Here is a 14,047-nt window from a genome sequence, read left to right as displayed (position 1 = left end):
ACGCACAGTTCGTCATAAAATATATCTTATATCGATTGTACCATACTTTTCGGGGTTGCAAATAATCTCGTCGAAATTAGCAGCCTGCTCGTAGAAATTGGTAAAAATAGGGGGAAAGTTCCGCGAACATTCTATTGTTATGAAGGGAATTTTCCGCCTGCAAAGCAATAGAATGCACGCTCTGCGAGCATTCTATTGTCATGAATAAAAAATACCTATACATCATGCGACTTTTTTGCACGGTGTACCGGTATCTATAAAGTTTTCCCAGCTTCAAAATTAACTATACTTAATTTCCATTCCGCTGCTACTCTGCGATTTTGACTGCATTCCTTTATTCTTTTACTCTTCTGTAGTTTGCAGCCATTTTTTCACTGTTTCCACGTTAAAGCCAATCAACTCCGCGATTTCTTCCGGCGAACGCCCTTTTTTGCCCATTCTGAAAGCAGTTATTTTTGCCTGTTCTTCGCGTCCTTCTTCGCGTCCTTCCGCGTAGCTCTCATTTCTCAAATCTTCCATAACCTTGCACATTTCATTCACTCCTTTCGGATTCTCTTTCAGATACCGCGTCTTTTCCGCCATTAGATCAAAATACATATCTTCCGCATCCGTACAATTAAAATCGTGCATCAGCTTGCCCAAATCCGAATCGCCGCGGTATTCGCCATTTACATATAAAATATGTGTTCCATCCTCAAACGGCTGGTTCAGCGTAAGGTTCATATTCTGAATCACATACATTGGCTTCCCTGCCTTATAATAATCTTTTTCCGTGATAAAGATCACATAAGTATCCGGCAAGTCTCTGTAATCCTGTTTTTCATCGAGATTTTCCACGTCCATCACACTGGAATGGTATCTCGCACGATGCGGATCGGCTCCATTATCCGACCGTTGAACCTCCATATCGTATTTTTTCCCTGTACTGTCCTCTGCATACGCATCCAGACAAATCGACCTTGCTCCGGTCACCCGCTTTAAATCCGCCTGTGTCTCACACTTTAACAGTGTCAGATCCTTTTTCCCGGTAATAATCCGAAGAACCATTTCTGCCAGTGGGAGATTATCTTTGAAAAGTCCCCGCATGAATGTATCGTCAATCGGTCGGAAACTGCGCAGACGCTCAAGATCTTCCTGATGCCGTTTTTCTCTTTTTTTATCTTCCGTTTCACTCATATGCTATCCTTTCCGATTCTGCGGATAGCCTAAAGCCTTTCTTTGCTTTTATCCTACCACAGAACCCTTGCTTTATCAATCCTTATTACTACCATATAATACACTATCATTATTGATAATTATAAAAGCACATCACCTCTCCTTTTCTCAGGGTCAAGCGGAGCCGACGCTTCCTATCCTATTCCGTCCGATTCAGATACCCGTCAGCTCCTGCCTGCTTCTGTCGTTTCTCCAGTCCGGTGCAATTTTTCTTATCCACTGAAAACGAAACTCTTATTCCGATTTTCCGCCAGCCTGTACAATCAGAAAGTTCATGGTCTCTAAAATCCGCTTCCGATCTGCCCTCGACAACTCCTCCAGCTTTTTGGAAAGAGCGTTCGCTTCCGCGATAAAGCCGAAATCCAGTTCGTCCTGCAGAAGTTCATCTGCTGAAACGCCAAGCTGATTTGCGATCGCTACAAAATTCTGCAGTCTGGGCATTTTGATGCCCCGTTCAATACTGGAAATCGTCTCTATGCTGACTCCGATTTTTTCCGCAAGCTGCTCCTGTGTAAATCCACGCTTCTCCCTGCACCGTTTAATCTGCTCCCCAAGCATATACTTTTTCCCTTCCCCTTATCGTTATAGTCTCGTACTGATAGTATGGGTAAAGTATAGGTTTCCTATCTGTTCTGCTCCACGATCCCTTAGTTCTACTTAAGAACCTATAGTTCTATTTTCGGAAATTTTTCAACCAAATTTGTTAAAAATAATGGTATGGTAGAGTAAATTTAAAACTCCCTGAAACTTTTTTCCCGCCTACAACGTCTAATCCTCAGAACAACAAAAGAAGGAGGCGAATTTCTTCGTGATATCATTATCCAGAAAAACAAAAGAAAAAGCGGTAGAAGATCTGCTTTTGCAAAATTACGATCAATATTACCGGCTCGCTTACAGCTACGTCCACAACGAAGCAGACGCAGGAGATATCGTCCAGAACGGCGCATATAAAGCTATCCGAAGCAGCTCTGACTTAAAAGAGGTCCGTTATGCAGCCACCTGGCTGTATCGAATCATGCTCAACGAGATTTTTTCTTTCTGTAAGCAGAAAAAAACGGAGCCGTTGGAAGAAGGAAACGACGAGCCACACTACGAAGACGCTTACGAGAATTTCGATCTGAAACATGCGCTGGAGCTGCTGCCGCCCCGCGACCGCATGATCGTAGAGCTGAAATATTTTGAAGATATGAAGCTGGAAGACATTGCAGCCATCATGGAAGAAAACACAAATACCATCAAAAGCAGACTATATCGCAGTCTCAAAAAACTCCGGTTGTCGCTGGACTGACCGCCCGACACAGCTGCCGACCACATTCGAGACCCATCAGCGTGCAGCAAGTTCAACACCATTCAAGCGGTGGCTCAGCCCCGCCATTACTCTCAGAAAGGATTTTTATTATGGAAAACCGTGAAAAACAGTTACAGGAATTGAAAAAAGAATATCAGGACATCCACATGTCCGAAGAACAGCTTTTACAAATGAAACTAAAGATCTCTCAGGCAAAGCAGGAGAACAGCCAGCAGGGTTCCAATGCTGCCCACAGCTCTGTCTCCCACAGATGCTCCATCACACGCCGCTGCGGGATCGCCGCCGCTGCAGCTGCTGCAGCTCTGGTCATCTTACCGAACACCTCTGCTTCCGTTGCCTACGCAATGAGTCAGGTTCCTGTGCTCTCCAGGCTTGTTGAAGTCGTTACCTTCCGGGACTATCACTACGAAGATGACCGAAACAGCGCAGACATTCAGGTTCCGGAGGTAACTGTCGCACCGGACACCGACGCGGATACACAAAAATCCTCCGCCGTTTCCGAACAGACGAAGAAAACAGCAGAGGAAATCAATACAGAGATTCAGACCATCACAGACCGCCTGATCGCAGAATTCGAAGAAAGCAAGAAAAACGAAGAAGGCTACCAGAATATGACCGTCAAATCCGAAATTCTGGCGACCACCGATCAGTATTTCACCCTGAAACTGATCTGTTTCCAGTCTGCCGGAAGCGGTGCGGAATGGAACTACTACTACACCATTGACCTTTCCACCGGAAAACGCCTGCAGCTTGCAGATCTCTTCCAGGAGGGCAGCGATTATTTAACCACTATCAGCGACAATATCAAACAGCAGATGAAAGAACAGATGGCGGCAGATGAAAATAAAATCTACTGGCTCGATTCCGATATGCCGGAATGGGATTTTACCTCCATCACAGACAACACTTCCTTCTACTTGAATCAGAACAACGAGGTTGTGGTTTGCTTCAACGAAGGCGATGTTGCACCGATGTCCATGGGCTGCCCGGAATTTGTTATTCCTAACGAGGTGCTCGCCGGAATTCGGAAGTAAAGTCAACGAGGTATGCCGTGCCGCGTGTCACGGTGCTGCGCGATCTGTCTGCGTGTCCGCAACATCCTACGTTTTATCATGCCCGACACACCCGCGCAGCACTGCCGTCACGGCTCCCCGCCCAGCTCAAGCCTGCCGACTCTGGAGATAAACTCCTCTACCTGTTTTAAGTGCTCCCGGTTGACGCGGTTTTCATCCTGCTGAATCTGCTTCCGATACATCGTCGGAGAAACCCCCTTCATCTGCCGAAACGCCTTGCTGAACACAAGCGGATCCTGATATCCGCAGGACAATGCGATGCTTTCCACCGGCAGATGCGGCACCATCAGCATTTCCGCAGCCTTTGTCAGCCGATACGCCGCCAAAAACTGCTGCGGGGACATACCGAGAGATTTCTGAAACAGAGTATATAGATAACTGCGGTTGACACAGACATAATCCGCCACGTCCGTCACCCGGATCGGGTTGCAGTAGTTACGCTGAATAAATTCCACTGCCCGGCGGACATACTGGTTCGCCCGATCCGTTTCCTCCCGCCTTTCCTCCGGCATACTCTGCGCCACAACCGACAGAAAAATATGCAGCAAACCGTTTCGGCGCAGCTCGTTTGCAACACCGACCGTATTATGATCCATCATGTCCCGGACAATGCTGTAAAGCTCGTCCGACTGCTCCGAATGAAACACCGGGTGCCGCGGGGAAATCCCCATGCTTTTGACATATTCTTCCGCGCGCTCGCCCGCAAAGCCGACCCAGATGTACATCCACGGATCTTTTTCATCCGCCTGATAAAAGCTCATCTGCCCCGGCTCGATCAAAAATCCGCAGCCTGCTTCCAGCGGATATTCCTCGCCCTCCATTTTGAAAATCCCCCTGCCGTTTAATACATAATGAATCAGATAATGCGGCTTCATCGCCGGTCCGAAGCAGTGCAGGGGTTCTGTCCGGGAACACCCGCAGCAAGTCATGAAAAGCTCTCCGCCGGGCTGTCCCCCAAATTCCAGTTTATATGCTTTTTCCATACTGATCTCCATTTTGCAGGCGCTTTGCGCTAAAATCCCACACAATTCACTGGGACTCTACACGCCTGCGGTACATAACTGCCAGCAATCCACAGTTGCTTTACAGGCACTTTACTCCCGATACCCCGTCTGCAGATTCACAAGATTTTCAATCAGCTGCCCTGCAAAATACCGCTCCAGATTGTCTGCAAACAGTCCGACGATCTTTTCCAGCGTCTCCGGGAGGGAAAACCCTCCGGAAACATGCGGCGTAATCAAGAGATTCGGCGCATTCCAGAGCCGATGGTCTGCCGGAAGCGGCTCCGGATCTGTGACGTCCAGCGCGGCCCCCGCGATTTTTCCCGTATACAGCGCATCCGCAAGGGCATCCGTATCGATCGCCGTTCCCCGTCCGACGTTTAAAACAACCGCATTGTCCGACAACAACGCAATCCGTTCACGGCTCAGCACATGATACGTCGATGCATTGCCCGGCAGGCTCATCGCCACGATATCCGCCTTTGGAAGCAGTTCTTCCAGACTGTCCATGCCGTACATACCCTCCATCCATTCCGGGCAGTCGCTCTTTTTAGAAACTCTTCTGCGAATTCCGCTCACCCGACAGCCAAGTGCATTCATCTTTCTGCCGAACGTCATTCCGATATCACCGCAGCCGATCACCAGTACATTCGATCTTTCGATTACTTTTACATGCCCTTCCGAATGCCAGCAATGTGCTTTCTGGTTGTCCCAATACAGCAGCAATTTTTTCCGCAAGGCAAACAGACAACCGATCATATGCTCCGAAATCGCCATTCCATAAGCACCCGTCGCATTCGCAAGCTGTGCACCCTCCGGCAGAAGCCCCGGTTCACAATAGCCTTCCGTCCCGGCATTATTCAACTGAATCCATTTGAGGTTTTCACACTTTTTTAACTGCAAAGGACTCTGCAAATTGCCAAGGATAATGTCCGCGCGCCGCAGCTGTTCTTCTGTCACCTCCGGCTTTTCCGTAAAGAAAAACTTCTGTCCCGGCGCAGCCTGCAAAAGCTGTTGCTTTTCTTCCTCCGTCACTGGCGGCGTGACCAGAATACAGAGCCTTTCCCGCTTCCGCACCTCTGGAAGCAGCATCTGCAACTCTTCCAAATAAATGCAATGCGGAATTTCGTTCTTCTCAACCAGTCTCAGACAGCTTTCAAATTCAAACCAGCGCACTTCCTCCAGTTCTTCTTTCTGCAGGACAAAATCCTCCGGCCTTCGATCCAGCCATAGCGCATAAACGTTGCTGACCTGCCTGTCATGAAATTCCTTTCCATGAAAAACGCCGTCATAGGAAAATCTGCGCTGTCCGCAATAAATCAACTCATTTTCCGAAACACTGCAGCCCAGTTCTTCCTTTAACTCCCGCAGCGCAGACGGAATGAAATCTACCCCTGCAGGGATATGTCCGGCGCTGGAAATATCGTAACAGCCCGGAAAGGAATCTTTATTCTGACTTCTTTTCTGCAGCAGTACCTCGACTTTTCCTGCCCGTTCCCGCAGGATCCAGACATGGGAAGTACGGTGCCGCAGTCCCTGCTTATGCGCAGCTGTCCGTTCTGCTGTTTTCCCGGTCGGTACTCCATTTTCATCTACGATATCCAAATATTCCATACTCTACTGCCCCTGTTTTTTGTCTCTTTCTTTCTATTTTAATGAAATCTATCGCCATGTCAATCTTATGTGAAGCTCCATGTCCGGGATAGAAAGCCAACCCGTCCGTCTGTTTTCTCCTATTTCTTAGACACATTTCAAAAACTGGGAAATTTTGCTACACTCTTTCAATTCTGTGAATTGAGGAACCCCATTTCCTGCGATATGATACAGCTACAAAACAAACAGAGGAAAAAATTTCTCATTGTTTCCCGAAAATTCGGGCATCCTTTTACTGACAAATTTGTATTGAAAATCGAAAATGGAGGATTTTATCATGGCAAAGAAACATTCCGGTCTTTCAAAGGCAGCTATCCTCGCAGCAGGCGTCGGTGCAGCGGCATTTGCAGCAAAAAAGCATACAGACCATCTTGCAGAGGAAGGTCAGACCTTATCCGGTGAGATTAAAGAAGCAGTCGCAAAGACCGCAGAAAAAACCATCAAAATGCCTGCTCCTGACCCGAGCTACCGCAACACAGAGCGGGGCAAATATGAGAAAAACAGCACGGGCATTTACTACACCAACGGTAACTACGAAGCATTCGCTCGTCCCGAAAAACCGGAAGGCGTTGACAACAAAAATGCTTATCTGGTGGGTAGCGGACTGGCTTCTCTTGCAGCAGCGTGCTTCCTTGTAAGAGACGGTCAGATGCCCGGCTCCCACATCCACATTCTGGAAGCAATGGACGTTGCAGGCGGCGCATGTGACGGTATCTTCGATCCCTCCAGAGGCTATGTAATGCGTGGTGGACGTGAGATGGAAAACCATTTCGAGTGCCTGTGGGATCTGTTCCACAGCATTCCTTCCCTGGAAAAGCCCGGTGCATCCGTACTGGACGAGTATTACTGGTTAAATAAGCACGATCCCAACTACTCCCTGTGCCGCGCAACTGTAAACCGCGGTGAAGACGCACACACGGACGGCAAGTTCAATTTAAGCCAGAAGGGCTGCATGGAAATCATGAAGCTGTTCCTGACAAAAGATGAAGACCTGTACGACAAGACCATCGAAGACGTATTCGATGACGAGGTATTCAACTCCACCTTCTGGTTATACTGGCGCACCATGTTTGCTTTCGAGAACTGGCACAGCGCACTGGAAATGAAGCTGTACTTCCAGCGTTTCATCCACCATATCGGCGGACTCCCGGATTTCAGTGCACTGAAATTCACCAAATACAATCAGTATGAATCCCTGATCCTTCCGATGAAGAAATACCTGGAGGACGCAGGCGTACAGTTCCAGTTCAATACCGAGGTTACCAACGTTATCTTTGATTTCCATGACGGCAAAAAGGTTGCAAAGACCATCGAATGCAAGGTAAAGGGGAAAGAGCAGAAAATTGCCTTAACCGAAAACGATCTGGTATTCGTAACAAACGGCAGCTGCACAGAGGGAACGATCTACGGAGATCAGAATCACGCTCCGGTGGGCGATGCAGAGGTTCGCAACAGCGGCGTATGGGATCTGTGGAAAAATATCGCCCGTCAGGATCCTTCCTTTGGTCATCCCGAGAAGTTCTGCTCCGATATTGAAAAGACCAACTGGGAATCTGCAACTGTTACCACTCTGGATGATAAAATCATTCCTTATATTGAGAAAATCTGCCAGAGAGATCCCAGAAGCGGCAAAGTCGTTACCGGCGGTATCGTAAGCTGTCAGGATTCCAGCTGGCTGTTAAGCTGGACCATCAACCGTCAGGGTCAGTTCAAAGAACAGGATAAGAAGCAGGTTTGTGTATGGGTATACAGCCTGTTCACCGACGTTCCCGGCGATTATATCAAGAAGCCCATGAAAGAATGCACCGGTAAGGAAATTACAGAAGAATGGCTGTATCATCTCGGCGTTCCGGTAGAGGAAATTCCGGAGCTGGCAGAGCACAGTGCAGTCTGCGTTCCTACCATGATGCCTTATATTACCGCATTCTTCATGCCCAGAGCAAAGGGTGACCGCCCTGATGTTATCCCGGATGGCTGCGTAAACTTCGCATTCCTGGGTCAGTTTGCGGAAACCCCCAGAGACACTATCTTCACGACAGAATATTCTGTTCGTACTGCTATGGAAGCCGTTTACGGACTGCTTGGCGTAGACCGTGGTGTTCCGGAGGTATGGGGCAGCGTTTATGATATCCGTGAACTTCTCGACAGCTCCGTAAAGCTGATGGATGGCGTGTCTCCGCTGGAGATCGAACTTCCCGGACCGCTCAATAAGCTCAAGAAGCCTCTGTTAAAAGCAATTTCCGGTACAGTGATCGAAAAGCTTCTGCGCGACCATAATATTCTCAAAGAAGGCATGATGTAATTCCATTTCCAAAAAGGGGCAGCGCCTGGGGATTTTCCCAGGCGCTGCCCCTGATTCATGACAATAGAATGCTCGCAGAGCGTGCATTCTATTGTTTTTTATCAATCTGCTTCTGTCCGGACTGCTTCCTTCAGAATCCGCACCATCGGCTCCACACTTCCGACGTGGTATCCGCAGCTTCCGTAAATGCCAGTGCCATCCGGTCTGACAGCTGCCAGAACCGGGAGCTTTTCGGCAAGCCTCATTCTCTTCGCAGTTTCCTGCCAGCCACAGAGGGTACCGGACGCTGTGTCACCAGTCGCGGTGCGCGGTGCGGCGTTGGAATCCGAAGCGCCGCCAGATATATCGTATAAAATTTCTATCTCAGATCCCGCATCCAGCGCCAGCACTTCCTGCAGCGTTTTATGCTGCAGGTCTTTTTCCTGCCGCAGAACGAAAAGCATCTGACAGCCAATTCCTTTGGAATTTCCTTTTGCGCTCTTTTCCAGTGCCAGAACCTCATTCAGCACATGCTCTGTCGGCTCTGCCCCAATTTCCAGAAACGCCAGAATACTGCGTTTTCCGCTTACCAGCTTTTCCAGACTGCAACGCGTTCCATCTGCTCTCTGTAAGAAGATGTCCCGAAGCAGGCAGCTTTGTATTTCCTCCCAGAGACTGTTGTTTTTGTTTTGCAGCTTCCGGCAGCTCTGGCTTTCATCCGGTACACTGTTTTTTCCCCACGGCATCACACCATCCGTTTTTTCAAAATCCGGCATATAAAGCTCGGTCTGTTTCTCCTTTTCGATCGCAAACAAAAGCTCTGCTGCCTCCTGATCCCCGTTCAATAGCCGTTTTACTGCAATCAGGCGATAAATTCCCACCGGAAGTAAAAGCTCTAACGTTTCCTTTTCAAATACCAGTCCGGCATGATTCATTGTCACGAAATGATCCTTTTCCAGACGCCCCAGCGTCCAGTGCTGCGCATAAATCCATTCTTTTCCCGGAATATTTCGCAGCAGAAGCGTTCCTTTCGAGGCCTGCGCCCTGCTGACCGGTACATGGAATGCGCCGTCCGCCCAGTATTCCGGAAGCATCAGGCTTTTATCCAATCTCGCCGGGATATTCAGGCTTCTGCAAATCGCAATAAACAAAATCGTCCGGGAAACTGCACTGCCCATTTTCAGCTTCAGACAGCCGATCGGCGACGCGCAAAGGGTATCATATTCTTCTTCCGGGATATAGGTAATGTTTTGGTTTACATAATTCCATATCAGCTCTGGATTGGAGGCAAATGCTTCCTGCTCCTGAGCAGTCAGCACACTGCAAATGTAACTTCTGTAAGCGCCGATTTCTTCCAGCCAGATTCTGGGACACAGCAGATCCTGTACATGTATATCTTCCGGCCAGCTGCCGCGCTTTGCTGACAAGTGGTCTTCCAGCACTTCTGCCCGCAGATCTTTATTATCTTTTTTCGTCAGACTGTCCAGCAGCTTTTTGCGATCCGGGTTATCATCCTTTTCCAGAAAAGCTGTCAACTCCTCTGCATTCTCTCCCGCAACGCGCATCCTCTCTTCCTCCTCCGGATGCACTGCAATCGCGTGCCGGGTCAGCTGATCGAAGCGTTCTTCCCGCAGCTTCACTGCATCTGCCAGTCTCCGCGTGCCGCGCGACACTTCTTCCTCACTCAATACACTTTCCCGGACAACGACTTCTTTCGGAGCGCAGAGCTTCGCCAAATGCCATTCGCAGGCAGAGACGCCAGAAAGCGCATCTTTCATTCCCGCTTCCGAATCCTTCAGCACAAGCGTAACAGCGCAATCCTCATCTGCCGCCCCGACGCCGTCCTCTGCCAGATTACAATAACGCTCCACAAACTTTCCCTCTGACCGCGCCTGCAGCCGGATGTCGCCCAGCCCAAGCCTGATCGAAGTCTCGCCCTGTTCGTCGGTTTCCAGCACTGCTGCCGGAAAATATTCCGCCATGTTCAGAATTTCCACCGAAACTTGTGCGTGCGCTGCCGGGGTGTTGTCCTGTTTTCGCACCTGAATCCGGAGCTTGCGTGTCTTTGTATACGAAGCGGTGACATTGTGGCAGACAACCGCGCCGTCCCTGCCGATTACCTCTTCCCGCTTTCCCGCCGCATAATCGCCGAATGTGCGGCTGTGAATCAAAAGCGCCTGTCCGGCAGGTCCTGTAAACCAGCCGCGATCCAGTTTTTCTTCCGGCTCGCAGGCCCCCAGAAAGTGCCATTCTCCATTTACCCAAACCTCGACCCAGGCATGGTTATCGTCGCAGTGCGCCCAACGCGGCGTGTATACCTGACGTGCTGCAAGCCCGACACTGCGCAATGCCGTCACCGTAAAGGTGGATTCTTCTCCGCAGCGTCCTTTTCCGCTCCGGTACATCGTCATCGGCCCCGCCGTTCGGTCATCCGCCATTTCATACGTTGCATGCTCTACGCACCAGTAGTTGATCTCTACCGCTGCCTGATATTCGTCAAGTCCCGCAATTCGATCTTTTAACTGCTCGTAAAAAAATCTGCGGCAATCGCTGATGTCCTCCGAGTTGATCCGATAATACAGTACGTCGTGGACAAACAGATCCTCCGGCAGCTTCTTGCACCAGTCTATCGTTTTCCGCAGCCAGAGAGCATGGCGCACATAACTCAGAAATATTTCAAACGGATATTCCCCGGCATCCCGCAGCGGCATCGTCCCGTAAAAAAATTTTATCAGCAGGGCCTCTTCCTCGCTGCACAAAGACAAGCCTGCCTCGATTTCGGATAAAATCGGCGCAAAATATTTTTTTCTGTTTTCAAAGTGCGTTTCCGCATATATTTTTAATTGTTCTGAAAATTCCATGTTTCCTCTGATTTCCGCGCACGCTTTTTGCGCATACCGAGTTTGTGTCAAGTGCGCGCAGACACAAATCTCGCGATTGAAAAATTTTATTTTTCAATTTTCCTCTGATTTCCGTGCACGATGCACGATCGGATGACCGCCGTATGGTGTCCTTTAAGCCCTAAAAAACGCCCCACAGGTTTTCCTGCGGAGCGCTTCTGTGTAACGTATTCAATCCCACTTTTTGAGGATCGACATCATTTCTGCTGCATTTTTTGCCGGATCCTTAAAAACAGCGGAGCCTGCCACAATCACATTCGCACCGGCCTCCAGCACCAGCTCGACATTTCCTGCACCAACGCCGCCGTCTACCTCCAGCTCGATCTCGCGACCGCTTTTCCGGATCAGCTCTGCGGTCTGGCGGATGCGTTCCGTTGACTCCGGAATATATTTCTGACCGCCAAAGCCAGGCTCAACACTCATAATCAGAATCAGCTCGACCTCATCCAGATATTCCTCCAACACCTCTATCGGCGTACCGGGCTTGATGCTGACACCAGCCTTACAGCCGCAGCTGTGAATCTGTCGGATGACCTCATGCGCGTCTGCACAGGCTTCCAGATGGATCGTAATAATATCTGCGCCTGCTTTTGCAAACGCTTCCACATGCCGTCCCGGTTCTACGATCATCAGGTGCACGTCCAGAACCATATCGCAGGACTTGCGGATCGACTCCACAACACACATGCCATAGGACAGCGCCGGAACGAACATACCGTCCATCACATCGATATGAAGATATTTCGCGCCAGCATTTTTTACCGCTTCAATCTGCTCCCCAAGCCGCATAATATCGGCTGCCAGAATTGACGGAGCCAGAATTTTTTCCATACTTTCCTCCACTTAACGGGTCACAAAATTCTTTACGGTATTGTATACACCGTTCCCGTCAAGACCATATTTTACAAGAAGCTCGCCCGCAGAACCGGACTCGCCGAATACATCCTGAATGCCGATTCTGCATACCTTTGTCGGGCACTCTTCGGACAATGCCTCGCAAACGGCAGAACCAAGGCCGCCGATCACGGAATGCTCTTCCGCCGTCACGACTTTTCCGGTCTTCTTTGCGCTGTTGATGATCAGCTCTTTGTCCAGAGGCTTGATCGTATGAATATTGATAACCTCTGCGCTGATGCCCTCTGCTGCCAGCTTTTCAGCCGCTTCCAGCGTAGAGCTTACCAAAATACCGGTTGCAACGATCGTCACATCCGTACCCTCACGCAGCACGATACCTTTTCCCATCTCGAAATGATAACCGGGACGGTCATTGATTACCGGCACTGCAGAACGTCCGAAACGCATATATACAGGGCCAACATATTCGATTGCAGCACGGACACACTCTGCCGCCTCAACCGCATCGGAGGGGTTCATGACAACCATACCCGGAATGGAGCGCATCAGGGCGATATCTTCGTTACACTGATGGCTCGCACCATCCTCGCCGACGGTGATGCCGGCATGGCTTGCGCCGATTTTTACGTTCAAATGAGGATAGCCGATAGAGTTACGGATCTGTTCGTAAGCACGGCCTGTTGCAAACATGGCAAAGGAGCTCGCCACCGGAATTTTCCCAACGAGGGAAAGTCCTGCTGCCACGCCCATCATATTTGCCTCTGCGATACCGCAGTCAAAATGACGGTCAGGAAAGCTCTTTTTAAACACAGCAGTCTTTGTCGCTGCGGCCAGATCTGCGTCCAGCACTACCAGCTCAGGATGTTTCTTTCCCAACTCTACCAGAGTTTCCCCGAAAGCTTCTCTGGTCGCAATCTTCTTTACTTCTGACATAATGCTTCACCGATCCTTTCCAGATCCGCCATTGCGATCTGATACTCTTCATCGTTGGGCGCCTTACCATGCCAGCCTGCCTGATCTTCCATAAAGGAAACACCCTTGCCCTTTACCGTATGGGCAATAATTGCAGTCGGCATGCCCTTTGTGCTGCGCGCTTCTGCAAACGCCTGACGCAGCTGTTCCATATCGTTGCCGTCTGCAACGTCAATTACATGGAAATTGAAAGCGCGGAACTTCTCGTCGATCGGATACGGGGAGCATACGTCCTCGATCTTTCCATCGATCTGCAGACCGTTGTTATCTACAATAAGCACGAGATTATCCAGCTTATGGAAGCCAGCAAACATCGCAGCTTCCCAAACCTGGCCTTCCTGAATCTCGCCATCGCCCAGAAGCGAATATACGCGGAACTTTTCGTCTGTCATTTTTCCGCCCAGTGCCATGCCGACAGCGGCAGAAACACCCTGTCCAAGGGAGCCTGTGGACATATCTACGCCCGGAATCTTATCCAGACAGGGATGTCCCTGCAAATAAGAACCGAGATGACGCAGTGTCTCCAGATCCTCTACCGGGAAAAAGCCTCTATGTGCCAGGGCAGAATACAGACCGGGTGCCGTATGTCCCTTGGAAAGAACAAAACGATCCCGGTCTTCCTTCTTCGGATCTGCCGGATCAATATTCATCTCTTCAAAATACAGGTAGGTAAAGATATCTGCTGCAGAAAGCGATCCTCCCGGATGACCGGATTTTGCGCCATGTACAGCAGTCAAAACGCCCTTGCGGACTTCATTCGCCACTTTGGCAAGTTCCAAATTATCCAT

The 14,047-nt window shown here is 49.6% G+C and carries 11 protein-coding genes; 3 read left to right on the top strand and 8 right to left on the bottom strand.

Annotation, left to right across the window (positions count from 1 at the left end):
• Positions 1 to 342 precede the first annotated feature (342 nt).
• Entirely contained in the window at positions 343 to 1,176 is an 834-nt protein-coding gene (locus ACLTOQ_RS07835) for a PD-(D/E)XK nuclease family transposase (protein WP_262586167.1), read from the bottom strand.
• 273 nt (positions 1,177 to 1,449) lie between these two features.
• Positions 1,450 to 1,773, bottom strand: coding sequence for a helix-turn-helix domain-containing protein (locus ACLTOQ_RS07830; protein ID WP_021916158.1), 324 nt, complete (start codon positions 1,771 to 1,773; stop codon positions 1,450 to 1,452).
• A gap of 250 nt (positions 1,774 to 2,023) precedes the next feature.
• On the opposite strand from ACLTOQ_RS07830, the gene ACLTOQ_RS07825 reads away from it, so the two are divergent.
• Entirely contained in the window at positions 2,024 to 2,503 is a 480-nt protein-coding gene (locus tag ACLTOQ_RS07825; protein WP_337427127.1) for an RNA polymerase sigma factor, read from the top strand.
• 110 nt (positions 2,504 to 2,613) lie between these two features.
• Positions 2,614 to 3,558 carry an RsiV family protein gene (locus tag ACLTOQ_RS07820; protein ID WP_337427125.1) on the top strand — a complete coding sequence of 315 codons (945 nt, stop codon included), beginning with the start codon at positions 2,614 to 2,616 and terminating at the stop codon, positions 3,556 to 3,558.
• Between the two features lie 107 nt (positions 3,559 to 3,665).
• Here the strand turns inward: ACLTOQ_RS07820 and ACLTOQ_RS07815 are convergent, their stop codons facing one another.
• Positions 3,666 to 4,580, bottom strand: a complete 915-nt coding sequence (locus tag ACLTOQ_RS07815; protein ID WP_117961861.1) for an AraC family transcriptional regulator — start codon at positions 4,578 to 4,580, stop codon at positions 3,666 to 3,668.
• A 111-nt stretch (positions 4,581 to 4,691) separates the two neighbouring features.
• A complete protein-coding gene (locus ACLTOQ_RS07810; RefSeq protein ID WP_412319202.1) occupies positions 4,692 to 6,212 on the bottom strand; it encodes an NAD(P)-dependent oxidoreductase in 1,521 nt (506 codons plus the stop codon).
• A gap of 316 nt (positions 6,213 to 6,528) precedes the next feature.
• Between ACLTOQ_RS07810 and ACLTOQ_RS07805 the strand changes: the two genes are divergently transcribed.
• On the top strand, positions 6,529 to 8,553 hold the full coding sequence (locus tag ACLTOQ_RS07805; protein WP_412319201.1) for an oleate hydratase: 2,025 nt from the start codon (positions 6,529 to 6,531) through the stop codon (positions 8,551 to 8,553).
• A 101-nt stretch (positions 8,554 to 8,654) separates the two neighbouring features.
• Here ACLTOQ_RS07805 and ACLTOQ_RS07800 read toward each other — a convergent pair whose 3' ends face one another.
• From ACLTOQ_RS07800 to ACLTOQ_RS07785, 4 genes are all read right to left on the bottom strand, one after another.
• Positions 8,655 to 11,393 (bottom strand): transglutaminase domain-containing protein, encoded by a 2,739-nt coding sequence (locus ACLTOQ_RS07800; protein WP_412319200.1) that lies wholly within the window; start codon positions 11,391 to 11,393, stop codon positions 8,655 to 8,657.
• Positions 11,394 to 11,603: 210 nt separating this feature from the next.
• On the bottom strand, positions 11,604 to 12,263 hold the full coding sequence (rpe, locus tag ACLTOQ_RS07795) for a ribulose-phosphate 3-epimerase (RefSeq protein ID WP_021916151.1): 660 nt from the start codon (positions 12,261 to 12,263) through the stop codon (positions 11,604 to 11,606).
• A gap of 12 nt (positions 12,264 to 12,275) precedes the next feature.
• Positions 12,276 to 13,220 (bottom strand): transketolase family protein, encoded by a 945-nt coding sequence (locus tag ACLTOQ_RS07790; RefSeq protein WP_021916150.1) that lies wholly within the window; start codon positions 13,218 to 13,220, stop codon positions 12,276 to 12,278.
• Positions 13,208 to 14,047: a transketolase gene (locus tag ACLTOQ_RS07785; RefSeq protein ID WP_021916149.1), complete on the bottom strand. Its 840-nt coding sequence runs from the start codon at positions 14,045 to 14,047 to the stop codon at positions 13,208 to 13,210. Before ACLTOQ_RS07785 ends, ACLTOQ_RS07790 begins: the two co-directional genes overlap by 13 nt.

The sequence above is a fragment of the Gallintestinimicrobium sp. genome, assembly GCF_046968865.1.
GTDB lineage: Bacteria > Bacillota > Clostridia > Lachnospirales > Lachnospiraceae > Gallintestinimicrobium > Gallintestinimicrobium propionicum.
Note: the sequence above shows the minus strand (reverse complement) of the source record. Positions and strands in the feature narration are given on the sequence as shown.

Excerpts from the sequence above, each read along its gene's own strand:
- ACLTOQ_RS07835 (WP_262586167.1), bottom strand. The coding sequence starts at position 1,176 with ATGAGTGAAACGGAAGATAAAAAAAGAGAAAAACGGCATCAGGAAGAT.
- ACLTOQ_RS07830 (WP_021916158.1), bottom strand. The coding sequence starts at position 1,773 with ATGCTTGGGGAGCAGATTAAACGGTGCAGGGAGAAGCGTGGATTTACA.
- ACLTOQ_RS07820 (WP_337427125.1), top strand. The coding sequence starts at position 2,614 with ATGGAAAACCGTGAAAAACAGTTACAGGAATTGAAAAAAGAATATCAG.
- ACLTOQ_RS07815 (WP_117961861.1), bottom strand. The coding sequence starts at position 4,580 with ATGGAAAAAGCATATAAACTGGAATTTGGGGGACAGCCCGGCGGAGAG.
- ACLTOQ_RS07810 (WP_412319202.1), bottom strand. The coding sequence starts at position 6,212 with ATGGAATATTTGGATATCGTAGATGAAAATGGAGTACCGACCGGGAAA.
- ACLTOQ_RS07805 (WP_412319201.1), top strand. The coding sequence starts at position 6,529 with ATGGCAAAGAAACATTCCGGTCTTTCAAAGGCAGCTATCCTCGCAGCA.
- ACLTOQ_RS07800 (WP_412319200.1), bottom strand. The coding sequence starts at position 11,393 with ATGGAATTTTCAGAACAATTAAAAATATATGCGGAAACGCACTTTGAA.
- rpe (WP_021916151.1), bottom strand. The coding sequence starts at position 12,263 with ATGGAAAAAATTCTGGCTCCGTCAATTCTGGCAGCCGATATTATGCGG.
- ACLTOQ_RS07790 (WP_021916150.1), bottom strand. The coding sequence starts at position 13,220 with ATGTCAGAAGTAAAGAAGATTGCGACCAGAGAAGCTTTCGGGGAAACT.
- ACLTOQ_RS07785 (WP_021916149.1), bottom strand. The coding sequence starts at position 14,047 with ATGGATAATTTGGAACTTGCCAAAGTGGCGAATGAAGTCCGCAAGGGC.